The sequence below is a fragment of the Bradyrhizobium sp. ORS 278 genome (genome assembly GCF_000026145.1).
Classification (GTDB): domain Bacteria; phylum Pseudomonadota; class Alphaproteobacteria; order Rhizobiales; family Xanthobacteraceae; genus Bradyrhizobium.
In genome coordinates this window covers 1,860,874-1,882,153 of record NC_009445.1, presented here as the reverse complement: position 1 = coordinate 1,882,153, position 21,280 = coordinate 1,860,874, and the positions used below count along the sequence as shown (strand labels likewise).

Genomic DNA, 21,280 nt, shown 5'->3' with positions numbered 1-21,280 from the left:
ATTAACGCGCGTCGGCAGCCGTCTTGCGAAACGCCGTCGGTCGCTCGGCGAGCTTCGCCGCCGCCTGCTCCAGGATGGTCGTGCCGGCCATCTCGGCCGGCAGCCGGCGGACCGTAGCGAGCAATGCGTGCGCCGCGCGCAGCGGGTCCGTGCCGATCCGATGCAGCCGCTCCAGCGTCGCCGCGCAGCGCCGTTTCATGCCCGGCGACGCAGCGCGTGCGGCGAAGTCACCGAGCTGCTCGATCGCCTGTCCGACATACAGCAGCGCCAGCGCATCGTCCGCCAGGCGCGGCGTCGAACAAGACGCGCGCTCGCCCCAATAGGTAGCGAGCAGGACGCGGTGATGCAGCAGTGCGCGCCATTGCTTGCGGCGGTCCGACCGCAGGGCGGTGGCCGCAAGGTGTTCGAGGTCGTCGATCATCGCATGTCTGACCGCCTCATAGCGGCGGCGGCTGTCGACGGGATAGATCAGGCTGAAGGCGATCAGCCCGACGACGGGGCCGGCGACGACCGCGAGACTGGCCATCAGCGAATGCCCGAAGGTCATCGTCTGCGGCCAGTTCGGCTGCAGCATCAGCAGCAGCACCATGTTGACGTCGAACGCCATGCGCTGGGTCAGGCGATGCGCCAGGAGCGGCGCCCCGAGCAGAATGAAGGGCATCATCGCCAGAACCGCACCGAGCGATCCGCCGAGATAGGGCCAGACCAGCCAACGGCAGGCCAATGCGAGACTTGCTCCCAAAACCTGTCCTGCGAGCACGTGAGGCAGGATCGCGGCCGGCTTCTCAAAGGTCGAGAACACGGACAGCATGATCGCCGTGCCCAGCATCATGAAGCCGCCCATCTCCCAGCCGGTTACGAGCCAGACCAGGCCGGTGGCCAGCATTGCTACGAGAGCGCGCAACATCGCACGGCGCGCCAGCATCCAATCGCGATGCAGCAGGGGTTCTGCAGCCGAGGCTGCGTCGAGATCGTCCAGGCTGTTTGTCGAGGCGGCAAGCTCGTTCAGGACGGAAGTCAGAGCGCCCTGAGAAGTCGCGGCGACTGACGCCTCGCGCAGCCGCTGCAGCGCGTTCCCAGAGAGGCCGGTCCCGGACAGCTTCGTGCCCGCGACCAGATCGATTGCCGATGCCTCGATGGCGCGGCTGTCGTCCGAGCGCAGCCACAGCACGGCCGAAACCTGTGCTGCCAGGACCGCGCGGACCCTACGGACCAGTCGCCGTCTGTGGCGCGAGCCGGCGCCATGCAGGTCGAGCAGGCCCTCGAGTGCCGCGATGTCCGAGAGAAGCGAACGCTGCTCATTCTCCGTGACCGGCGCCCGGCGCAGGCGCGCCACGATGTCGGCGACCAGCCGCGCGTTGAGAAGCCGGACCTTTTCCAGCACCGACGCATTGTCGCCGGGCGCGGCGAACAGCCAGCCGACGAGCAGCGCGGCCAGAATTCCGACCGCGACGGTGAGCACACGATCGGCGCCAAGGGCCAGCACATGCTCGGGATGGGGGCGTCCAGCAGCGCCACCATCGCCGCCGAGTAGCCGGACAGGAGCGCGGCATAGGACGCATAGCCCCGGACGAGATTGCCGGCAAAGGCGCAAAGGCCGATCCACAGCGAGATGCCGGCCACGAGCACGATCGGCTCGCCGCGCGCGAGGCGCATCAAGGCCAAGCCGAAGGCCACGCCGATGAGAGTGCCCACGAATCGTGCGACGCTCTTCTCCAGCAGATGTCCGCGGAGCGGCTGTGACGCCGCCCACACCGTCATGGCCGCCCATTGCGGATGCTCCAATCCGCCCAGCCAGGCGAGCAGCAGCGCGAGGCAGGCAGCCATCGCCGTCCGCAAGCCGAAGACCAGCCTGGCCCCATCGAAACCGAGCCGAGAGGCGATTGAGGCATTCATTCGTCGTCGTCTCCTTCGAGCCGCTGCTCGATCCGGGCGAACATGTCCAGCGTGGCCTGCAGGCGTGAATCGTCGATGTCCCGGAGCATCGCGCTCTCGGCCTCTTGCAGGACGCGGTAGACGGAGCTCAGCAGCCGCCTGCCCTTCGTGGTGAGAAACACCAGCCGCGAGCGGCGATCGTCGGGCGAGACCCGCCGCTCGACCAGGCCGCGCTCACCGAGGATGTCGAGCAGACGCACCAGGCTCGATCCGTCGATGCCGCAACGGGCCGCCAGTTCGTTCTGGGTGATGCCGTCGCCCGTGCGGTCGAGATGCACCAGCGGCGGCCACGCCGCATCCGACAAACCGAGCGCGCCCATCCGCTCGTCGAGGGCCCGCCGCCACCGGCGAGCGAGCCCGACAAGCGCGAAGCCGAACCGGAGACGGGCGCTGGATGGAGATGGTGCCATGCCTCCATTCAATTGAACCAAAATGATTTGGATTCAAACTATTTTTTGGACGAGCAGGCGCCGAGCAGCTCCGCGTCCTGCTCATGGTGATTTCGGCCGCGATCGGGACGCGCCCGCCTCCGGCAAGGCCCATGCGGCCAATCCGAGGCGCAGAGCGGCGTGGAGCCTACTAGGCGTTCACGCCTTTCTGGATCTCGACATCTGGCTGAAGATCAACGCCGCATTCAGCCGGCGGCAATGGCCGCGTCATAGGCGTGGACGGAGGCCCATGCCGTTTCCCTGACGTCGCTCGCCGTCATGCCGGGCTTGTACAGGCTCGAACCGAGACCGAACGCGCGCACGCCAGCCGCGACATAGGACGCGAGGTTCTTGTCGGAGACGCCGCCGACGGCACCGACCACGACGCCTTTCGGCAGCACGGCGAGTTGCGCCGCGATGCCCGATGGACCGAGCACCGAGGCAGGAAAATACTTCAACGCCGAGGCGCCGCAGCGCAGCGCGAGGAACGCTTCGGTCGGCGTGAACACACCGGGCATCGTCACCATGTCATAGGCCTGCGCCGTCGCCAGCACCTCGGCATCGACATTCGGGCTGACCATCAGCCGCCCACCGGCCTCCGCGACGCGCACGCAATCCGGCGCGTTGACCACCGTGCCTGCGCCGATCAGGCAGTCCTTGCCGAAACGCCTGGCGAGGCGCTCGATCGATACAAACGGATCCGGCGAGTTGAGCGGCACCTCGATCAGCTCGAAGCCCGCTTCGATCAGGACATCGACGATTCCCTCGGCCTCATCGGGCTTGATGCCGCGCAGGATCGCGACGAGCGCTCGCTTGACGTCGGGCCAGGCAACGGACTGTGTCATGTCAGAAACGCGCTCCCCAGATCTGCCGCGCGGCCTTGATCAGACCACGGCGCGACGCCAGTTCGGCATCGCGATCATTCACTGCGAACCCGCTCGCAGCCAGCGCCGCACGATAGAGGCCGCCGAGCCGGCCCGCTCCGATCAACCGCAGCGGACCATCCCCGCCAAAGCGCATGCGCGCATCGGCGATCTCGCTGCCGATCAGAAGTCCCGAGAGATGCGCGGCTCCCTCGGACCGCTGCCCGAAGCCGAGCAGCTGCGCGGCGCGCAGCCGGAACAGGCTGCTGGTCAAGCTCGCCGACGAGGACAGCGCCGATGCGAGGCCGGCGCGAAACGCACTCCCGTCTGCCGCCGCGGCGCCCGCTTCGATAGCGTGCTTCAGGATGCTGTGCTCGGAGATCACCGCGAACAGCTCGCCCGTCATGTAGGTCGCGAACGCGACCACGGCACCGTTGTCGATCCGGATCCACTTGCTGTGGGTGCCGGGAATGCAGACGATGCCGGTGAAATCCGGCTCGGTCACGCCGAGCAGCTGCGTTTCCTCGCCGCGCATCACGTCGGGCGCGTCGGCGCGCGCCTGCGCGAGCCCGGGCAGGATCCGGACGTCACCGTCGGTGTCGACACGGATCGCGCCGGCGTGCAGCGCATCCAGCCGGGTCGGGGTGTGCAGATACGGCGCTTCCACCCAGCCCTGCCGCGCGCCGGCCATGCCGCAGACCAGCACGGGAGCGTCCGCCGGCGCGGCCAGCCGGCCCAGGTGAGCGTGCAGGACGGGCGCGAAGCCGGAGGTCGCACAATGCAGCATGCCCTCGCTGCCGCGGCTCTCGGCCAGCTCCGTCCCATCGGCCGCAATCAGCCAGGCGCGGAAGCTCGAGGTTCCCCAATCGACGGCGACGAAGGCCGTCTTGGAGAAGGCCGTCTTGGACATGTCTGTCGAGCTCATCGTTCCTCTGCGGCTTTGCTGCGACATCGCAAGAACACACCAAGGGTGGAGCTAGCCCTATAGGCATGATAGAGGCGACCGACAAGCGGGACCTCCAAGCGGGACCTCATTGTCTTGCGGCGTCCGGTTTCGCAATCCCTCGGGCGTCGCGCTCATCCATTCGCCCACCGCAGGGCGCCGCGGCGCCGGACCTCATCCATGACATTCACCGACCATCGCGCGGCGCAGCTCGCGACACGCCTGGCTTTCTTCGTCGCGGGCTTCGGCATCGCCTGCTGGGCGCCGCTGGTGCCGTTCGCCAAGCAGCGGCTCGGCGTCGGTGACGCGACGCTCGGGCTGTTGCTGCTGTCGCTCGGTGTCGGCTCGGTCGCCTCGATGCTGGCTGCCGGTCTCGTGAGCGCGCGCTATGGCAGCAAGCCCGTCGTCATCGTCAGCGGCCTCGCTCTCGGCCTTCTGCTCCCGCTGCTGACCATCGCGTCCACGCCCGCCGCTCTGGCCGTGGCGCTGTTCGCCTTCGGAGCGGCGCTCGGCTCGCTCGACGTGGCTATCAACATCCAGGCGATCGAGGTCGAGCGGCTGGGTGAACGGCCGCTGATGTCCGGCTTCCACGCGCAATTCAGCATCGGCGGCTTTGCCGGCTCCGGCGTCATGACTGCGCTGCTCGCCTTCGACGTGACGCCGCTGCTCGGCACGATGATCTGCAGCGTGCTGGCGGTGGCGGCGATGCTCGTCGCGGCGCCTCGCCTGATGGCGAGCAAGCCGGCCGAGTCAGGTCCACTGCTGGTGCTGCCGCATGGCGCAGTGCTGCTGCTGGCGGCGCTCGCCGCGATCATGTTCCTGGTCGAAGGCGCCATGCTCGACTGGAGCGCCCTGCTGCTGACCGGCTCCGGCCGCCTGCCGGCTGCGCAGGCCGGGCTCGGCTACATCATGTTCTCGATCGCGATGACCGCGGGCCGCCTGGTCGGCGACCGCGTCGTGGCGCGGATCGGCGACCGCGCCACCTTGCTGTGGGGCAGCGTCATCGCGATCGCAGGCTTCGTCGTGCTGCTGGTCATTCCGTCAGTCGTCGCAGCCATCGCGGGATTCGCGCTGATCGGCGCGGGCGCGTCGAACCTCGTCCCGGTGCTGTTCCGCAGGGCCGGTGCTCAGAGCACGATGCCGGTCGGCCTGGCGGTCGCTGCCGTAACGACTGCAGGCTATTCGGGCGTGCTGCTCGGACCTGCCGGCATCGGCTTCGTTGCCGCGGCGACGAACCTCACGACATCTTTCTGGATCCTGGCCGCCCTGCTCGTCATCGTGCTCGTCAGTGCGCCTTTCGTCGCGCGGGCACCGCAATAGGAACGAGACGTCCGCCCCTGCCTTGACCCCGCATCAGATGCCCTAGCCAAGGAGCAGACACATGCGGGCACTCAACATCATCACGCTCATTCTCGTCATCGTCGGTGGATTGAACTGGGGCCTCGTCGGCCTGTTCGACTTTGATCTCGTCACCGCCATCTTCGGCAACGGTGCGGCCGAAACCGCGACGTCATCGCCGATCGCCCGGATCGTCTACATCCTGGTGGCGCTCTCGGCGATCTATCAGATCGGCATGCTGGTGCGGCTGTCGTCGGCCCGCAGCGATGTCGCCTACCGCTGACCCGCCGTCACGCAGGAGCAGAACCTTGCAACTGGCGCGCGCGCGTCTCCCGATAGCGTGCGCCAGTCTGCGGCTTGACGAACAGCGCCGCGATCTCGGGATGGCGACCGCGCAACTCCGTCTCAATTGTGACGACGGCACGCTCGATATCATCGGCGCGGAGATCGTCGGCGAATTCGACGCTGAGCGCTACGACGACCTGCTGCGGCGACAGCTGCACCGTCAGCAGACCATTGGCGGACAGCACGGCCTCCGACGCGCGCGCAATCTCGAGCACCGAGCTCGCCAATTCGGGATCCGCTTGCTCCCCGATCAGGAGACTCTTGCTCTCCCGCGCCAGCACCATTGAGGTCACCGCGAGCAAGAGCCCGATCAGGATCGATCCGATGCCATCCCACGCCGGCTCGTCGAACCCCACGGCTGCGGCGGTCGCGGCGGCTGCGATCATGATTCCGATCAGCGCCGCGCTGTCCTCGAACACGACCATGAAGGCCGGCGGATCCTTGCTGCGCCGGAACGCCTCGATGGTGGAGAGGTCCGGCGCCGCCGCGCGAAAGCGCCGCACGGCGACCCACCAGGAGCCGGCCTCGAACACGAAAGACAGGCCGAGCACGATGTAGTTCACCGTCGGATTCTCGATCGGCTCCGGATGCATCAGGTGCGCGACGCCCTCGTACAGCGAGACGCCCGCGCCGAGCGCGAACAGCAGCAGCGCGACGATGAAGCTCCAGAAGTAGAGCTCGCGGCCGTGGCCGAGCGGATGTCCGCGATCGGGCGGACGGCTCGCGCGGTGGAAGCCGTAGAGCAGCAGGAGCTCGTTGAAGGTGTCCACGACCGAATGGATGGCTTCGCTCATCATCGCCGAACTGCCGGTCCAGACCGCCGCCGCGATCTTTGTGCAGGCGACGAGCAGGTTGCCGGCCAAGGCAGCATAGACGGCAACTCTGGAATCCGTGGTCGCTGCCATGACACCCCGCCTTGATCGTTCATGCGCCGGGCAACGCCGGCTGGCGGGCCCGGTTCCCTTGCGCGGCGTCCCGGGAACGATCAGGATCGCGCAGGCGCAAGGGAGCAAGGCGATGGCAGGCAACGCGGGTCAAACGGACGGGAGCGGCTCTGGCGACGCGCATCCGCGTGACGCCCACTTCCTGCGCCAAAGCTTCGCCGTTGCACGCCGCTCGATGTCACACGGAAATCATCCGTTTGCGGCCATCCTGGTCGACGGCGATGGACGGGTGCTGATCGAGGCAGAGAACGGCTACATGCCCGACCGCGACGCCACGGCGCATGCGGAGCGGCTGGTGGCCACACAGGCATGCAGATCGATCGCGCCAGACATCCGAGCGACCGCGACGCTCTATTCGTCGGCCGAGCCCTGCGCGATGTGCGCCGGCGCGATCTACTGGGCCGGGATCGGCCGCGTGGTCTATGGCTTGAGTGAGCGGCGGCTGCGCGACTTCACCGGCAACCATCCGGAAAACCCGACGCTCGACCTGCCCTGCCGCGACGTGTTCGCGAGCGGTCAGCGGACGACAGAGGTGCTGGGTCCGCTGCTGGAGGACGAGGCGGCTGCGCTGCATGCCGGCGTCTGGGAAAAATAAAGCCTCGCAAAATCAAAAGGCGCCGCAACCTCAGCTGCGGCGCCTCGATGTGCTCAATCGATCAGAACTTGACGGTCACGCCCGAATACAGGGAGGACTCGGTGCACGCGCCGGTGCTGACGCGGGTGCCGCCGGCTCCGGCGACGGAGCAGCCGACCGCGTTGTTGTGATCGAGGCCGAACTTGTTCTGCCAGTAACGGTAGGCGACCCAGACGTCGATCATGTGGCTCTGCTTCTCACCCCAAATCGCCTTCGAGGCGTCGAAGGTCAGACGGATCGGCTCCGAGTTGAACTCGATCTTGGTCGGATAGACGCCATTCGCGACGCTGGCCGGGAGCGGCTCGGTGTCGGTGCCTTTCTTGCCGTACCAGCCGGCACGACCCGAGATCGAGAAGAACTGCATGTTCTCGGGCAGGAAGCCGAGGTCCATGTAGTAGTTGGTCTCGACCGCCCAGGTCGGCTTGAACGAGGTGTTGCCGTCGGCGATACAGGGAGCCGACCAGCCGGCGCCGCACTGCGAGAACGAGTTGTGGTTGGCGAACTCCCAGTACATCAAGGGAGCAACGTTGAAATAGCCCTTGTAGGGCAGGTTGAACGCGAACTGCAGACCGGCAACGACGTCACGCTTCGCGGCGCCGAAGTAACGGTTCTCGGTGTTCGCATCCATGCCCACCTCGAACGAGATGTTCTGCAACGGGCCCATCGTGAAGGCCTTGGTGTTGAAGATCTGGTTCCAGCCGAAGGTCGAGCGGAACAGACCATAGATCTCGGTCGCGCCCGCGCAGCTCGCTGGCGTGAAGGCGAACCCGGCGTTCGGCGACACGATGCCGCCGGTCTGCGTGCACGGACCGGCCGGGTCGTTGTGGTCCGACTTGAACAGCGAGATGGTGAAGAAGTTGGTGCCGTAGCCCCAGACATCGAAGTGGGTGAACGAATACACCTGCTTCGCGGTGTTGGCGTTGAACCCGGCCGCGGCGTTGCCGGACCAGGCGCCAGGCTGGCGGGCATTGAAGATGTAGGAGAAGCTGACGCGGTTGTCGACGACGAGGAAGAACGGCAGGTCCGCCGGCGCCTTCTTCGCGATCGCCTTGGCCTGCAGATCAGCCGCGCCGGCTGTGCCAACCGACGTCAGCGCTGCCGCGCCGAGCGCGATGGCAGCCGCAATGGACTTGTAGAACGACATTTCAAACACCCCCAGTTAACAAGCGCCGATTCCCGACTTGCATGCACAGTTGCGCCGTTCCCTGGACGCTGGAAGCCTCAACTTTCTCCAGGCATTGCCCGCAGTTTCATCAAGCTTCCGCCCCATTGCCGCGGCCGGGCGCGCGCAGAGTTTCCCGCGAGGGGACGAGCGGGCGCAGCGCCCCGCGCCGTGGAAACGCTGTTGCCACTTCACATCATTGAGGTTTTTCGGAACTGCGGGACATGAGAAGCAGCGCGCTTGCAGGCTCGATCCGCCGCAGCCGACGGGGTCATCGGACGCATTGCATGACGCTGCTCATCCAACGGGCAGAGTGCTCGGTTCCGCTGATTTCCAGGAACTGTCGCAAAAGTGCCACATCTCGAAACGCCATTCTCGCGGGCCTCGGTGTTGCAGTGCGAGCCATCTACAACCAGGTTCAGGCGAGCGAGTGCGTTCACGCGCTCGGAGCCAATTGAGCAAGAGTTGAGCAGAGGATGACGCTTTTCGCCTCTTACGCGCCGCCGTAAATTAGCTCACAATTGAGGCAGTTCCATTCACTGCTCATGACGCAGCACGATGCTCAGTCCCGGCCCTGCCGATCCTCATCACGCTCACCCGCTCCTGCAGACGGTCGGATTGACGAAGCGCTATGGCGACTTCCTTGCCAACGACGCGATCGATATCGAGATTTTCCCGCGCGAGATCCACGCCCTGCTCGGCGAGAACGGCGCGGGCAAGTCGACCCTGGTGAAGACGATCTACGGACTGGTGCAGCCGAGCGCTGGCGAACTGCGCTGGCAGGGGGCGCCGGTCAAGCTGTCGGGACCGGCCGAGGCGCGATCTCTCGGCATCGGCATGGTGTTCCAGCATTTCTCGCTGTTCGACAATCTGACCGTCGCCGAGAATGTTGCGCTCGGCCTCGACGGCAAGGAGCCGTTCAAGGCGATCTCGGCGCGACTCGCCGACGTCGCGCGCGACTATGGCCTGCCGCTCGATCCGAAGCGCGAGGTCTGGCAATTGTCGGTCGGCGAGCGGCAGCGCATCGAGATCGTGCGCGCGCTGATGCAGAATCCGAAATTCCTGATCCTCGACGAGCCGACCGCCGTGCTCACGCCGCAGGAAGCCGATCAGCTGTTCGTGGTGCTGGAGCGTCTGAAGGCGGAAGGCCGCGCCATCCTCTACATCAGCCACAAGCTCGATGAGGTGAAGCGGCTGTGCGACACCGCCACCATCCTGCGCGGCGGCAGGAAGGTCGCGACCTGCAATCCGAAGAGCGAGACCGCGGCGTCGCTGGCGCGCATGATGGTCGGCGCGGAGATCAAGGAGGTGAAGCCTCCGGCCGAGCGGCGCACAACGGTGCCTCGCCTCGTCGTCAATGATCTCACGCTTGCGCCCGCGGAATTGCATGGCGTCCGGCTGCAGAACATCTCACTCGAGTTGAAGGGCGGTGAGATCCTGGGCATCGCAGGCGTGGCCGGGAACGGGCAGGACGAGTTGTTCGCCGCGCTCTCGGGCGAGCGTCTGGTCAAGGAGCCCGGCACGATCATCATCGACGGCCTTGCCTGCGGCAACCTGTCGATCACCCAGCGCCGCAAGATGGGCGCCGCGTTCGTCCCGGAAGAGCGATTGGGGCACGGCACCGCGCCACGCATGAAGCTGTCGGAGAATGCGCTGCTGACCGGCCACGCCGCCAGCGACATGGTGCGGCACGGCTTCATCAACGCAGCCGCGACGCTGCGCACGGTGGATCGGACCACCGAGACCTTCGACGTCCGCAAGGCCAAGCGTGATCCGGAAGCCGCGAGCCTGTCCGGCGGCAATCTGCAGAAATTCGTGGTCGGCCGCGAGATCCTGCGCACGCCGGCGGTGCTGATCGTCAACCAGCCGACCTGGGGCGTCGACGCCGGCGCGGCCGCGATCATCCGCCAGGCGCTGATCGATCTCGCCAGCGCGGGCGCCGCGGTGCTGGTCACGAGCCAGGATCTGGACGAACTGATGGAGATCGCCGACCGCATCGCCGTGATGTTCCACGGCCATCTCTCCGCGGCACTGCCACGCGCCGAGGCGAGCCGCGAGAAGCTTGGTCTCTTGATGGGCGGCGCAAGTCTCGACCAGAAGGAGGCCGCGCATGCAGCTGGTGCTTGAGAAGCGTGCCGAGCGCTCGCGGACCATCGCCCTGGTCTCGCCGCTGATCGCGATCGGGCTGACGCTTGTCACCATGAGCGTACTATTCGCCGTGCTCGGCAAGAACCCGATCACCGCGCTCAGCGTCTACTTCGTCGCGCCGCTGACCGACGGCTATTCGCTGCAGGAGATCGCGGTCAAGGCGACGCCGCTGGTCATGATCGCGATCGGCCTGTCGCTGTGCTACCTCGCCAATGCCTGGAACATCGGCGCCGAGGGCCAATTCCTGATCGGCGCGGTCGCCGGTAGTTGGATTGCGGTGAGCACGCAGGGGAGCGAGGCCGGGCATTGGGTGCTACCCGCGATGCTGGTCGCCGGCGCCTTGGCCGGCGCGCTCTATGCGCTGATCCCGGCGCTGTGCCGCGTCAAGTTCGGCGCCAGCGAGATCCTCACCAGCCTTATGCTGGTCTATGTCGCCGACCTCCTGCTCGACTATCTCGTCCGCGGTCCGTGGCGCGATCCCGCCGGCTTCAACTTCCCGACCACTGCGGAGTTCGATCCGGTCGCGACCGTGCCGGTGCTGATCGAGGGCGGTCGGCTGCATCTCGGCAGCGTCATCGCGCTCATAGTCGTCGCCGCCGCCTTTGTGCTGCTCGACCGCACGATCAAGGGCTTCGAGATCCGCGTCGTCGGCGTCGCGCCGCGCGCCGCGCGGTTCGGCGGCTTCAACGCTAATCAGCTGGTGCTGCTCACCTTCGCCGTCTCGGGCGCGCTGGCGGGCCTCGCCGGCATCATCGAGGTGGCCGGGCCGATCGGCCATCTGCAACCGGGCATTTCCCCGGGCTACGGCTTCACCGCCATCATCGTCGCCTTTCTCGGACGGCTCAATCCGGTTGGAATACTAATTGCAGGACTGTTCCTCGCGCTGACATTCATTGGGGGCGAGCAGGCCCAGATCACGATGAAGATTCCGCTCGATGTCACCAAAGTGTTCCAGGGCATCCTGCTGTTCTACGTGCTCGCCTGCGACTCCCTGATCCTCTACCGTTTCAAGCTCGTCCTCGCCGCGCGGCAGGTGCAAAGTGCTGGTTGAAGCCATCATCCTGTCGGTGCTCGCCGCATCGACCCCGCTGCTGCTGGCGGCGACCGGTGAGCTCGTCACCGAGCGCGCGGGCGTTCTCAACCTCGGCGTCGAGGGCATGATGATCGTCGGTGCCGCCTGCGGCTTCGGCGGCGCCTGGCTGTCCGGCTCGATCATCGTCGGCGCGCTGTGCGGCATCGTGGCCGGCATGCTGATGTCGCTGATCTTCGCGTTCATGACGCTCGGTCTGGCGGTGAACCAGGTCGCGACCGGGCTGGCTCTGACCATCCTCGGCATCGGCCTGTCCGGCCTGATCGGCGCGCGCTTCGTCGGCGAGCGCATCACCACCGCGCCCAAGCTCGCCATTCCCGGTCTCAGCGACATCCCGCTGGTCGGCCGCATCCTGTTCGGCGAGGACGCTTTCGTCTACCTGTCGGTCGCCTTGATCATCGCCGTCTGGTGGTTCCTCTACCGCACCCGCGCCGGCCTGGTGCTGCGCGCCTGCGGCGACAATCACGTCTCGGCGCATGCGCTCGGTTATCCGGTGTTGCGGATCCGTATGCTCGCCGTGCTGTTCGGCGGCGCCTGCGCGGGACTGGCCGGCGCCTATCTGCCGCTCGCCTACACGCCGTTCTTCATTCCCGGCATGACCGCCGGGCGCGGCTGGATCGCGCTGGCGCTGGTCGTGTTCGCCTCCTGGCGGCCGGGCCGTCTCGTCATCGGCGCCTATCTGTTCGGCGCAGTGACGATCCTGCAACTGCATGCGCAGGGGGCCGGCGTCGGCATTCCCTCGCAATTCATGTCGGCGCTGCCCTACCTCGCCACCGTGATCGTGCTGGTGCTGCTGTCGCGCGCCCGCACCGGGGGGTCGACGGCACCGGCGGCGCTGGGCACGGTGTTCGTGCCGGATCGCTGAGTCTTTCATCCCGAGCGTCTGCGATGGGGCGCGACGCTTGGGATCATCGTGTTTTCCCCTGACTGTTTGGAGAGATCGACAATGATGAAAAGGCTTCTGGGCGCTGCCGCCGCGCTGGTGCTGGCGGGGAGCATCGCCAGCGTGGCGCATGCCGCCGACAAGCTGAAGGTCGGCTTCATCTATCTCGGCCCGATCGGCGATCTCGGCTGGACCTATCAGCACGAGCTCGCACGGCAGGCGCTGGTGAAAGAGTTCGGCGACAAGATCGAGACGACCTATCTGGAGAACGTGCCTGAAGGTCCCGACTCCGAGCGCGCCATCGAGCAGCTGGTCCGCGCCGGCAACAAGCTGATCTTCACCACCTCGTTCGGCTACATGGATCCGACCCTGAAGGTCGCCAAGAAGTATCCGAACGTGCATTTCGAGCACGCCACCGGCTACAAGCGCGACAAGAACATGTCGACCTATTCGTCGCGCTGGTACCAGGGCCGCTACATCCAGGGCATCATTGCCGGCAAGATGTCGAAGGCCGGCGTGCTCGGCTATATCGGCTCGTTCCCGATCCCGGAGGTCATCTCCGGCATCAACGCCACCATCCTCGGCGCGCAGACGGTCAATCCGAACATCAAGATCAAGATCATCTGGGCCAACACCTGGTTCGATCCGGGCAAGGAAGCCGACGCCGCCAAGGCGCTGATCGACCAGGGCGCCGACATCATCATGCAGCACACCGACAGTCCGGCGGCGATGCAGATCGCCAGCGAGCGCGGCAAGCTCGCCTTCGGCCAGGACTCGGAAATGATCAAGTTCGGCCCGAAGACGCAACTGACCTCGATCCTCGATACCTGGGCGCCCTACTACATCTCCCGCGTCAAGGCCGAGCTCGACGGCACCTGGAAGTCGGAGGACACTTGGGGCGGCCTCGACTCCAAGATGTTCGAGATGGCGCCCTACACCAACATGCCCGACGACGTGAAGAAGATGGCCGAGGAGACCCAGGCCGCGATCACCGCCGGCAAGCTGCATCCGTTCAAGTGCCCGGTCGTCGGGCAGGACGGCAAGGAGGTCGAGTGCAAGGGCGGCGACCACCTCGCCGACGGCCAAATCCTCGGCATGAACTTCTACGTCAAGGGCGTCGACGACAAGCTGCCGGGCAAGTAGGCGCGGCAAGCCGCCAGCAGGTCCCGTCGCCCCCCTAGCGGGGGGGTGACGGTGACGACCTTCGATCTGGAGCCCTGCTGCGAGGGGTGGCGACGCAGCAGGGCTCCCCTTCCGGCCTCCTCGGAATCCCGGCATGCGGCAGCGCAGCCAACGCGCGGCCCAGGTGCGGGCGCGGCCATCTTCCGGTGCGTTGACAGCGGCAATACCCGATAGCAAGGTCGGCCAGACGCGGCGATGCAGCCCGTGGCGCATGCGCGTTGCCGTTCTCACCTGGAGTTCCAACCGTGAACAGATATCACCTGCTCGTTGCCGTCTGCGCCTCGGCGCTGCTGGCAAGTCCGTCGGCCTTTGCGAAGACCCTCGTGTTCTGCTCGGAAGGCAGCCCGGAGAACTTTTATCCCGGCGTGAACACGACCGGAACGTCTTTCGACGGCAACGAGCCGATCTACAACCGGATCGTCGAGTTCGAGCGCGGCGGCACCCAGGTGGTGCCGGGCCTTGCCGAAAGCTGGACGATCTCGCCGGACGGAACCACCTATACGTTCAATCTGCGCAAGGGCGTGAAGTGGCATTCGACCTCGAAATCGTTCAAGCCGACGCGCGACTTCAACGCCGACGACATTCTGTTCTCGATCGAGCGGCAGTGGAAGGAGGACAATCCCTACTTCAAGGTGACCAGCCCAAACCATTCCTACTTCGGCGACATGGCGATGCCGAAACTGCTCAAGTCGGTCGAGAAGGTCGACGACTACACGATCAGGATCACCCTTAACCAGCCGGAAGCCCCGTTCCTCGCGGATCTCGCGATGCCCTTCGCGGCGATCCAGTCGAAGGAATATGCCGACGCGATGTTGAAGGCCGGCACGCCCGAGAAGATCGACCAGGATCCGATCGGCACCGGTCCGTTCTACCTGGTGCAGTACCAAAAGGACGCGGTCATCCGCTACAAGGCGTTCCCGCAATTCTGGGGCGGCAAGGCCAAGATCGACGACCTCGTCTATGCCATCACGCCGGATTCCTCGGTTCGCTGGGCCAAGCTGCAGAAGGGCGAATGCGATGTGATGCCTTATCCGAACCCCGCCGACATCGATGCCATCCGCAAGGATCCGAACGTGACGGTGCTCGAGCAGCCCGGCCTCAACGTCGGCTACCTCGCCTTCAACACCCAGAAGAAGCCGTTTGACGACGTGCGCGTACGCAAGGCGTTGAGCATGGCGATCGACAAGAAGGCGATCATCGACGCCGTCTATCTGTCGACCGGCATCGCGGCGAAGAACCCGATCCCGCCGTCGATGTGGTCCTACAACGACTCCGTCAAGGACGATCCGTATGATCCCGAGGCGGCCAAGAAACTGCTCGCGGAGGCCGGATTTCCGAATGGCCTCGAGACCGATCTGTGGGCCATGCCGGTGCAGCGTCCCTACAATCCGAACGCCAAGCGCATCGCGGAGCTGATGCAGGCCGACCTCGCCAAGATCGGCGTCAAGGCCGAGATCAAGTCGTTCGAATGGGGCGAATACCGCAAGCGCATGCAGGCCGGCGAGCACCAGATGGGCATGCTCGGCTGGACCGGCGACAATGGCGACCCGGATAATTTCCTGCACACCCTGCTCGGCTGCGCGTCGGCCCAATCCGGCGGATCCAACGTCGCCAAGTTCTGCTACAAGCCGTTCGATGATCTGGTCTTGAAGGCCAAGACGGTCAGCGACCAGACCGAGCGCGCCAAGCTTTACGGCGAGGCGCAGGTGGTGTTCAAGGAACAGGCGCCATGGTTCACTATCGCGCATGCGGTGCAGTTGAAGCCGGTCAGCAAGCGCGTGATCGACTTCAAGCTGTCGCCGTTCGGACGGCACAGCTTCTATGGCGTCGACGTCAAGGACTAGCGGACGACCCGCGAGGAGTGCCAGGAGCCGCTCTTGGCGTTCCGCCGTCGCGCGGCTTCCCGGCATGGCCACTTGACGACCTCCGACTAACTTCTTCTTGCTATCGAGGACCACAGAGCAAGGCATGCTTCGCTTCGCTTTGACCCGGTTGAGTCTGGTGGCTCCGACCTTCATCGGTCTGACCCTGCTCGTGTTCGTGCTGATCCGGCTCATCCCGGGCGATCCGATCGAGACGATGGCGGGCGAGCGCGGCATCGATCCGGCGCGCCTGGCGCAGCTGCGCAAGGAGTACGGCTTCGATCAGCCGGTCATGGTGCAATACGGGTTCTATCTGGCGCGACTGGTGCACGGCGATCTCGGGCGCTCGATCGTCACCCACGAGCCTGTGATCTCCGAATTCCAGAGCCTGTTCCCCGCCACCGTCGAACTGTCGGTCTGCGCCATCCTGTTCGCGCTCTGCTTCGGGCTACCAGCCGGCATCATTGCAGCGGTGCGGCGCAACTCGATCTTCGATCACGGCGTGATGGGCATCTCGCTGACCGGCTATTCGATGCCGATCTTCTGGTGGGGACTGCTGCTGATCCTCTTGTTCTCGGTGCAACTCGGATGGACGCCGGTGTCCGGCCGGATCGCCGTGCAGTATTTCGTCGAACCGGTCACCGGCTTCCTGCTCATCGATACGCTGCTCGACGGCGATGTCGGCGCGTTCGGGTCGGCACTGTCGCATCTGGTGTTGCCCACGATCGTGCTCGGCACGGTGCCGCTCGCGGTGATTGCCCGCATGACACGCTCGGCGATGCTGGAGGTGCTGGGCGAGGACTACATCCGCACCGCCCGCGCCAAGGGCCTGCCGGCGTTCCGCGTGATCGCGATCCATGCCCTGCGCAATGCGCTGATCCCGGTGGTGACGGTGATCGGGCTTCAGATCGGCGTGCTGTTCACCGGCGCCATTCTCACCGAGACCATCTTCTCCTGGCCCGGCGTCGGCAAATGGCTGATCGAGGGCATCAACCGCCGCGACTATCCGGTGCTGCAGGGCGGCACGCTGCTGATCGGCGCGATCGTCATGATTGTCAATCTGCTGGTCGATCTCGCCTACGGGCTGATCAATCCCCGCATCCGGTACACACGATGAGCAGCGAGAGCCTTCAGGCCCCCAGCATGGCGACGCCGGCCGGCGAGCCGCCGTCTCCGCTCGTGGAGTTCTGGTTCGACTTCCGGAAGAATGCCGGCGCGGTGACCGGGCTCGTGGTCATCGCAGTCCTCGTGCTGCTCGCGCTGTCGGCCGATGTCGTCGCTCCCCATTCGCCCGTGCTCACCAACAATGCGGCGTTCCTGAAGCCGCCATTCTGGCAGCAGGGCGGCTCGCTCGCTTATCCGCTCGGCACCGACGCGATCGGGCGCGACATTCTCTCTCGTCTCATCCATGGCGCGCGACTGTCGCTGCTGATCGGGATCGCGGTCGTGGCGCTGTCGGTGCTCACGGGAACGATCCTCGGATTGGTCGCAGGCTTCTTTCGCGGCGTGACCGAGATCGCGATCATGCGCCTGATGGACATCACCCTGACCTTGCCGAGCCTGCTGCTGGCGATCGTGATCGTGGCGATCCTCGGGCCTGGCCTGATGAATGCGATGCTGGCCGTCGCGATCGTACTGCTGCCGCACTACGTGCGGATCGCGCGCGCCGCCGTGATCGGCGAGGTCTCCAAGGACTACGTCACCGCGGCCAGGGTCGCCGGCGCCGGCCGGCTGCGGCTGATGGTCAAGGAGGTGCTGCCGAACTGCGCGGCGCCGCTGATCGTGCAGGCGACGCTCGGCATCTCCACTGCGATCCTGGACGCGGCCGCGCTTGGCTTCCTCGGTCTCGGCGCGCAGCCGCCGTCGCCCGAATGGGGCACCATGCTGGCCGATGCGCGCGAATTCGTGCTGCGCGCCTGGTGGGTCGTGACGCTGCCGGGCCTCGCCATTCTCCTCACCGTGCTGGCCTTCAACCTGCTCGGCGACGGGCTGCGCGACGCGCTCGATCCCAAGCTCAAGCGATGACGCCGACAGGGAGCTGAGGACGTTGCGATGCCGCTTCTCGAGATCGAAAATCTGTCGGTCGCGTTCCCGTCACGCAACGGCCTGCTGCGCGCGGTGGACGGGGTCAGCCTCGCGCTCGACGAGGGCGAGGTGCTGGGAATCGTCGGCGAATCCGGTTCCGGCAAGAGCGTCGGCATGCTCGCTCTGATGGGCCTCGTGCCGCATCCGGGACAGGTGCGGGCCGACAAGCTGCTGTTCGGGGGACGGGACCTGCAGCGTCTGTCCGCGCGCGAGCGGCGGGCGCTCACGGGCAAGGACATCGCGATGATCTTTCAGGAGCCGACGACGGCGCTCAACCCGTCCTTCACGATCGGCTATCAGCTGGCCGAGACGTTGCGGATCCATGAGGGCATGGATCGCAAGGCTGCGCGGCGGCGCGTGATCGAGCTCTTGGAGCAGGTCGGCATTCCCGCCCCGGAGAGCCGGCTGTCGGCCTATCCGCATCAGCTCTCGGGCGGCATGAACCAACGTGTGATGATCGCGATGGCGATTGCCTGCAATCCGAAGCTGCTGATCGCCGACGAGCCGACGACCGCGCTCGATGTCACCATCCAGGCCCAGATCCTCGATCTGCTGCTGTCGCTGCAGCGTGACCGCCGCATGGCGCTGATCCTGATCACGCACAACATGGGCGTGGTGGCCGACACCACCGAGCGCGTCGCCGTGATGTATGCGGGCCAGATCATGGAGCAGCGGCCGACCGAAAGCCTGCTCGACGCGCCGCAGCATCCCTACACGGCCGCGCTGCTGGCGGCGCGCCCGGAGGTCAGCGAAGGCGGACGGCTCGCCACCATCCCGGGCGTGGTGCCCGGCGCGCATGATCGGCCTCGCGGCTGCCTGTTCAGCCCGCGCTGCGCCGATGCGACGCCGCTGGCCAACGACATCCGCCCCGATCTGCGTCCCTGGCGCGACGGCCTGATCCGTTGCCATTATCCGCTGGGCGACCCGGGCCGTGAGCAGCACATCGCGACCGATCGGGGCAGCGCCGGCGCGACGAACAGCGCGCGCGAGGCCTCGTCATGACCGCGCTCGTCAGCGCCCGCGGCCTCACCCAGAGCTACGAGATCAAGCAGGGCCTGCTCCGCGCCCCTGCCCGCCTGCAGGCCGTCGGCGGCGTGTCGTTCGCCATCGAGGCCGGCAAGACGCTTGCGATCGTCGGCGAATCCGGATGCGGCAAGTCGACGCTCGCGCGCCTCGTCACCCTGATCGAGAAGCCCACTGCCGGCACGCTCACCCTCGACGGGCTCGATGCCCTGAATCCGCCGGCCGGCGCCGCCAAGACCTTGCGCCGCACCGTGCAGATCGTGTTTCAGAATCCCTACGGCTCGCTCAATCCGCGCAAGCGCATCGGCGCCATCCTCGAGGAGCCGCTGATCATCAACACCAGCCTCGACCGGCAGCAGCGGCGGGCGCAGGCGCTCGACATGATGGCCAAGGTCGGGTTGCGCCCGGAGCAGTCAAATCGCTATCCGCACATGTTCTCCGGCGGCCAGCGGCAGCGCATCGCGATCGCGCGCGCGCTGATGCTGCGGCCGAAGCTGCTGGTGGCCGACGAGCCCGTCTCGGCGCTCGACATGTCGGTGCAGGCGCAGGTGCTCAACCTGCTCGCCGATCTGCAGCGCGAGCTCGGCCTCGCTTATCTGTTCATCTCGCACGACCTCGGCGTGGTCAGGCACATCGCCGACGACGTGCTGATCATGTATCTCGGACTGGCGATGGAGCATGGGCCGAAGCGACGCATCTTTGCCCGGCCACTGCACCCTTATGCGCGCGCGCTGGTCGATGCCACGCCCGGCCTCGGCCGCAACCGCCGGCGCATCGTGCCCAAGGGCGAGCTGCCATCGCCGCTCGCGCCGCCGGCCGGCTGCGTGTTCTCGACCCGCTGCCCTGATGTCACCGACCTCTGCCGCGCGCAGCGCCCGGCGCTGCGGCCGCTCGACGGCCGTCTGGTCGCCTGCCATTACGCCGAGCGCTTCCTCACCACGCAGGACACCTGACCGTGCTCACGCCCCCGCCCGCATCGCCTTCGCCGCCGCGCTGTGCCGGCCGATCAGGCCGGCGACATCGAGCCCGGGAATCGCGCCGTCGAGCACCGTCCAGCGGCCGCCAACCATGACGCGATCGGCGCGGTGCGCGCCGCACAAGACCAGCGCCGCGATCGGATCGCCGGCGCCCGAGAAGCGCAGCTCGTCCAGCTTGAACAGCGCCAGGTCGGCTGCATGGCCGACTGCGATCACGCCGAGCTCGGGCCGGCCGACACAGGCGGCCGAGCCCTTCGTCGCCCAGCGCAGCGCATCCTTGTGGCTGATGCGGCTGACGCCGTAGCGCGCCCGCTGCAAGAGGAACGCGGCGCGCACCTCCTGCATCAGATTGGAGCCGTCGTTCGACGCCGAGCCGTCGACGCCGAGGCCGATGCCGACGCCGGCCTCCTCCATCTCGCAGACCGGGCAGCAGCCGGACGCGAGCAGCTGGTTGGAACAGGCGCAATGGCTGATCGTGGTCTTGGCCTTGCCGAGCCGCTTCATTTCGTCAGCGTTGAAGAAGATGCCGTGCGCGAGCCAGGTGCGCGGGCCGAGCCAGCCGTTCTGCTCGAGGTAATCCAGCGGACGGCAGCCGAACATCTGCTCGCAGAAGCGGTTCTCGTCCTCGGTCTCCGCCAGATGCGTGTGCAGCCGCACGTCGAGCTTGTCGGCGAGCGCGGCGGTCTTCTGCATCAGCGAGCCCGTCACCGAGAACGGCGAACATGGCGCCAGCGCGATCTGCACCATCGCATCGGGCCCGCGCTCGTGATAGGTCGCGACCACGCGCGCGCTGTCGGCGAGGATCGTGTCCTCGTCCTGCACCACGCTGTCCGGCGGCAGCCCGCCATCGCGCTCCGACAGGTTCATCGAGCCACGCGTCAGCAGCACGCGGATGCCGAGCCGCTTCGCCGCGGCGACTTCGATGCCGACGGCATCCTCGAGGCCGGCCGGGAAGACGTAGTGATGATCGGTCGTGGTGGTGCAGCCCGACAGCATCAGCTCGGCCATCGCGAGCGTCACCGCCGCATCCAGCGACTCCGGCGTCAGCTTTGCCCAGATCGGATACAGCGCCTTCAGCCACGGGAACAGCTCACGGTCCATCGCCGCGGGCAGCGCGCGGGTCAGCGTCTGGTAGAAATGATGATGCGTGTTGATCAACCCGGGGATGACGACATGGGCGCTGGCATCGAACGCGACGGCGCCCTCGGTCGCCGGCTCCTTCCCCGCGGCCACCAGCTCGACGATGCGGCCGTCCTTGACGACGATGCCGCGCGCGGCGTCTTCGGCCAGGAGGGCGAGCGGGTCCTTGATCCAGATCGGCGTCGTGCTCATGGCGGTCTCGTCTCGCTGCTGGGGGCTTTCGCGCTTGCGGATGGCTTGCAAGCCAAAGGCCAACGCATCCTATTGCCAGTTGGCGCCGGTCTTGCAAGGATTTCAC

18 protein-coding genes and 1 pseudogene are annotated in these 21,280 nt (G+C 66.6%); 12 read left to right on the top strand and 7 right to left on the bottom strand.

Going from position 1 to position 21,280, the window contains the following annotated elements:
• Position 1: 1 nt before the first annotated feature.
• From BRADO_RS35710 to BRADO_RS08265, 4 genes and pseudogenes are all read right to left on the bottom strand, one after another.
• Positions 2–1,827 (bottom strand): annotated as a pseudogene (locus BRADO_RS35710) (FUSC family protein).
• Between the two features lie 65 nt (positions 1,828–1,892).
• Positions 1,893–2,345, bottom strand: coding sequence for a MarR family winged helix-turn-helix transcriptional regulator (locus BRADO_RS08275; RefSeq protein WP_041756249.1), 453 nt, complete (start codon positions 2,343–2,345; stop codon positions 1,893–1,895).
• Positions 2,346–2,569: 224 nt separating this feature from the next.
• A complete protein-coding gene (locus BRADO_RS08270; protein ID WP_011924859.1) occupies positions 2,570–3,208 on the bottom strand; it encodes a 2-dehydro-3-deoxy-6-phosphogalactonate aldolase in 639 nt (212 codons plus the stop codon).
• Between the two features lies 1 nt (position 3,209).
• Positions 3,210–4,136, bottom strand: a complete 927-nt coding sequence (locus tag BRADO_RS08265) for a 2-dehydro-3-deoxygalactonokinase (RefSeq protein ID WP_041756248.1) — start codon at positions 4,134–4,136, stop codon at positions 3,210–3,212.
• A 213-nt stretch (positions 4,137–4,349) separates the two neighbouring features.
• Here BRADO_RS08265 and BRADO_RS08260 point away from each other — a divergent pair, with 213 nt between their 5' ends.
• On the top strand, positions 4,350–5,489 hold the full coding sequence (locus BRADO_RS08260) for an MFS transporter (protein WP_011924857.1): 1,140 nt from the start codon (positions 4,350–4,352) through the stop codon (positions 5,487–5,489).
• Between the two features lie 61 nt (positions 5,490–5,550).
• The gene (locus BRADO_RS08255; protein WP_011924856.1) at positions 5,551–5,790 is read left to right on the top strand and encodes a DUF378 domain-containing protein; all 240 of its coding nucleotides are present in this window, start codon (positions 5,551–5,553) and stop codon (positions 5,788–5,790) included.
• A gap of 7 nt (positions 5,791–5,797) precedes the next feature.
• Here the strand turns inward: BRADO_RS08255 and BRADO_RS08250 are convergent, their stop codons facing one another.
• The gene (locus BRADO_RS08250; RefSeq protein ID WP_011924855.1) at positions 5,798–6,757 is read right to left on the bottom strand and encodes a cation diffusion facilitator family transporter; all 960 of its coding nucleotides are present in this window, start codon (positions 6,755–6,757) and stop codon (positions 5,798–5,800) included.
• Positions 6,758–6,869: 112 nt separating this feature from the next.
• On the opposite strand from BRADO_RS08250, the gene BRADO_RS08245 reads away from it, so the two are divergent.
• The gene (locus tag BRADO_RS08245) at positions 6,870–7,391 is read left to right on the top strand and encodes a nucleoside deaminase (RefSeq protein ID WP_083794837.1); all 522 of its coding nucleotides are present in this window, start codon (positions 6,870–6,872) and stop codon (positions 7,389–7,391) included.
• Positions 7,392–7,452: 61 nt separating this feature from the next.
• Here BRADO_RS08245 and BRADO_RS08240 read toward each other — a convergent pair whose 3' ends face one another.
• Positions 7,453–8,574: a hypothetical protein gene (locus tag BRADO_RS08240; RefSeq protein WP_041756247.1), complete on the bottom strand. Its 1,122-nt coding sequence runs from the start codon at positions 8,572–8,574 to the stop codon at positions 7,453–7,455.
• A 576-nt stretch (positions 8,575–9,150) separates the two neighbouring features.
• Here BRADO_RS08240 and BRADO_RS08235 point away from each other — a divergent pair.
• The 9 genes from BRADO_RS08235 to BRADO_RS08195 all read left to right on the top strand — a co-directional run bounded on the left by BRADO_RS08235 (position 9,151) and on the right by BRADO_RS08195 (position 19,818).
• Positions 9,151–10,719, top strand: a complete 1,569-nt coding sequence (locus BRADO_RS08235) for an ABC transporter ATP-binding protein (RefSeq protein ID WP_011924852.1) — start codon at positions 9,151–9,153, stop codon at positions 10,717–10,719.
• Positions 10,703–11,791 (top strand): ABC transporter permease, encoded by a 1,089-nt coding sequence (locus BRADO_RS08230; protein ID WP_011924851.1) that lies wholly within the window; start codon positions 10,703–10,705, stop codon positions 11,789–11,791. Before BRADO_RS08235 ends, BRADO_RS08230 begins: the two co-directional genes overlap by 17 nt.
• Positions 11,781–12,695 carry an ABC transporter permease gene (locus BRADO_RS08225; protein WP_011924850.1) on the top strand — a complete coding sequence of 305 codons (915 nt, stop codon included), beginning with the start codon at positions 11,781–11,783 and terminating at the stop codon, positions 12,693–12,695. The genes BRADO_RS08230 and BRADO_RS08225 overlap by 11 nt, the downstream gene beginning before the upstream one ends.
• An 81-nt stretch (positions 12,696–12,776) precedes the next feature.
• Complete coding sequence (locus BRADO_RS08220) at positions 12,777–13,856, top strand: BMP family ABC transporter substrate-binding protein (protein WP_011924849.1); 1,080 nt, start codon at positions 12,777–12,779, stop codon at positions 13,854–13,856.
• A 284-nt stretch (positions 13,857–14,140) separates the two neighbouring features.
• Entirely contained in the window at positions 14,141–15,739 is a 1,599-nt protein-coding gene (locus BRADO_RS08215) for an ABC transporter substrate-binding protein (RefSeq protein WP_011924848.1), read from the top strand.
• A 124-nt stretch (positions 15,740–15,863) separates the two neighbouring features.
• Complete coding sequence (locus BRADO_RS08210) at positions 15,864–16,874, top strand: ABC transporter permease subunit (RefSeq protein WP_011924847.1); 1,011 nt, start codon at positions 15,864–15,866, stop codon at positions 16,872–16,874.
• On the top strand, positions 16,871–17,782 hold the full coding sequence (locus BRADO_RS08205) for an ABC transporter permease subunit (protein WP_011924846.1): 912 nt from the start codon (positions 16,871–16,873) through the stop codon (positions 17,780–17,782). Before BRADO_RS08210 ends, BRADO_RS08205 begins: the two co-directional genes overlap by 4 nt.
• Before the next feature lie 27 nt (positions 17,783–17,809).
• On the top strand, positions 17,810–18,844 hold the full coding sequence (locus BRADO_RS08200; protein ID WP_011924845.1) for an ABC transporter ATP-binding protein: 1,035 nt from the start codon (positions 17,810–17,812) through the stop codon (positions 18,842–18,844).
• Positions 18,841–19,818, top strand: a complete 978-nt coding sequence (locus tag BRADO_RS08195; RefSeq protein WP_011924844.1) for a peptide ABC transporter ATP-binding protein — start codon at positions 18,841–18,843, stop codon at positions 19,816–19,818. Before BRADO_RS08200 ends, BRADO_RS08195 begins: the two co-directional genes overlap by 4 nt.
• 6 nt (positions 19,819–19,824) lie before the next feature.
• Here BRADO_RS08195 and BRADO_RS08190 read toward each other — a convergent pair whose 3' ends face one another.
• Positions 19,825–21,174, bottom strand: a complete 1,350-nt coding sequence (locus tag BRADO_RS08190; protein WP_011924843.1) for an 8-oxoguanine deaminase — start codon at positions 21,172–21,174, stop codon at positions 19,825–19,827.
• Positions 21,175–21,280 lie beyond the last annotated feature (106 nt).

Coding starts and splice junctions, on each gene's coding strand:
- BRADO_RS08275 (WP_041756249.1), bottom strand. CDS start 2,345: ATGGCACCATCTCCATCCAGCGCCCGTCTCCGGTTCGGCTTCGCGCTT.
- BRADO_RS08270 (WP_011924859.1), bottom strand. CDS start 3,208: ATGACACAGTCCGTTGCCTGGCCCGACGTCAAGCGAGCGCTCGTCGCG.
- BRADO_RS08265 (WP_041756248.1), bottom strand. CDS start 4,136: ATGTCCAAGACGGCCTTCTCCAAGACGGCCTTCGTCGCCGTCGATTGG.
- BRADO_RS08260 (WP_011924857.1), top strand. CDS start 4,350: ATGACATTCACCGACCATCGCGCGGCGCAGCTCGCGACACGCCTGGCT.
- BRADO_RS08255 (WP_011924856.1), top strand. CDS start 5,551: ATGCGGGCACTCAACATCATCACGCTCATTCTCGTCATCGTCGGTGGA.
- BRADO_RS08250 (WP_011924855.1), bottom strand. CDS start 6,757: ATGGCAGCGACCACGGATTCCAGAGTTGCCGTCTATGCTGCCTTGGCC.
- BRADO_RS08245 (WP_083794837.1), top strand. CDS start 6,870: ATGGCAGGCAACGCGGGTCAAACGGACGGGAGCGGCTCTGGCGACGCG.
- BRADO_RS08240 (WP_041756247.1), bottom strand. CDS start 8,574: ATGTCGTTCTACAAGTCCATTGCGGCTGCCATCGCGCTCGGCGCGGCA.
- BRADO_RS08235 (WP_011924852.1), top strand. CDS start 9,151: ATGCTCAGTCCCGGCCCTGCCGATCCTCATCACGCTCACCCGCTCCTG.
- BRADO_RS08230 (WP_011924851.1), top strand. CDS start 10,703: ATGCAGCTGGTGCTTGAGAAGCGTGCCGAGCGCTCGCGGACCATCGCC.
- BRADO_RS08220 (WP_011924849.1), top strand. CDS start 12,777: ATGATGAAAAGGCTTCTGGGCGCTGCCGCCGCGCTGGTGCTGGCGGGG.
- BRADO_RS08210 (WP_011924847.1), top strand. CDS start 15,864: ATGCTTCGCTTCGCTTTGACCCGGTTGAGTCTGGTGGCTCCGACCTTC.
- BRADO_RS08205 (WP_011924846.1), top strand. CDS start 16,871: ATGAGCAGCGAGAGCCTTCAGGCCCCCAGCATGGCGACGCCGGCCGGC.
- BRADO_RS08200 (WP_011924845.1), top strand. CDS start 17,810: ATGCCGCTTCTCGAGATCGAAAATCTGTCGGTCGCGTTCCCGTCACGC.
- BRADO_RS08195 (WP_011924844.1), top strand. CDS start 18,841: ATGACCGCGCTCGTCAGCGCCCGCGGCCTCACCCAGAGCTACGAGATC.
- BRADO_RS08190 (WP_011924843.1), bottom strand. CDS start 21,174: ATGAGCACGACGCCGATCTGGATCAAGGACCCGCTCGCCCTCCTGGCC.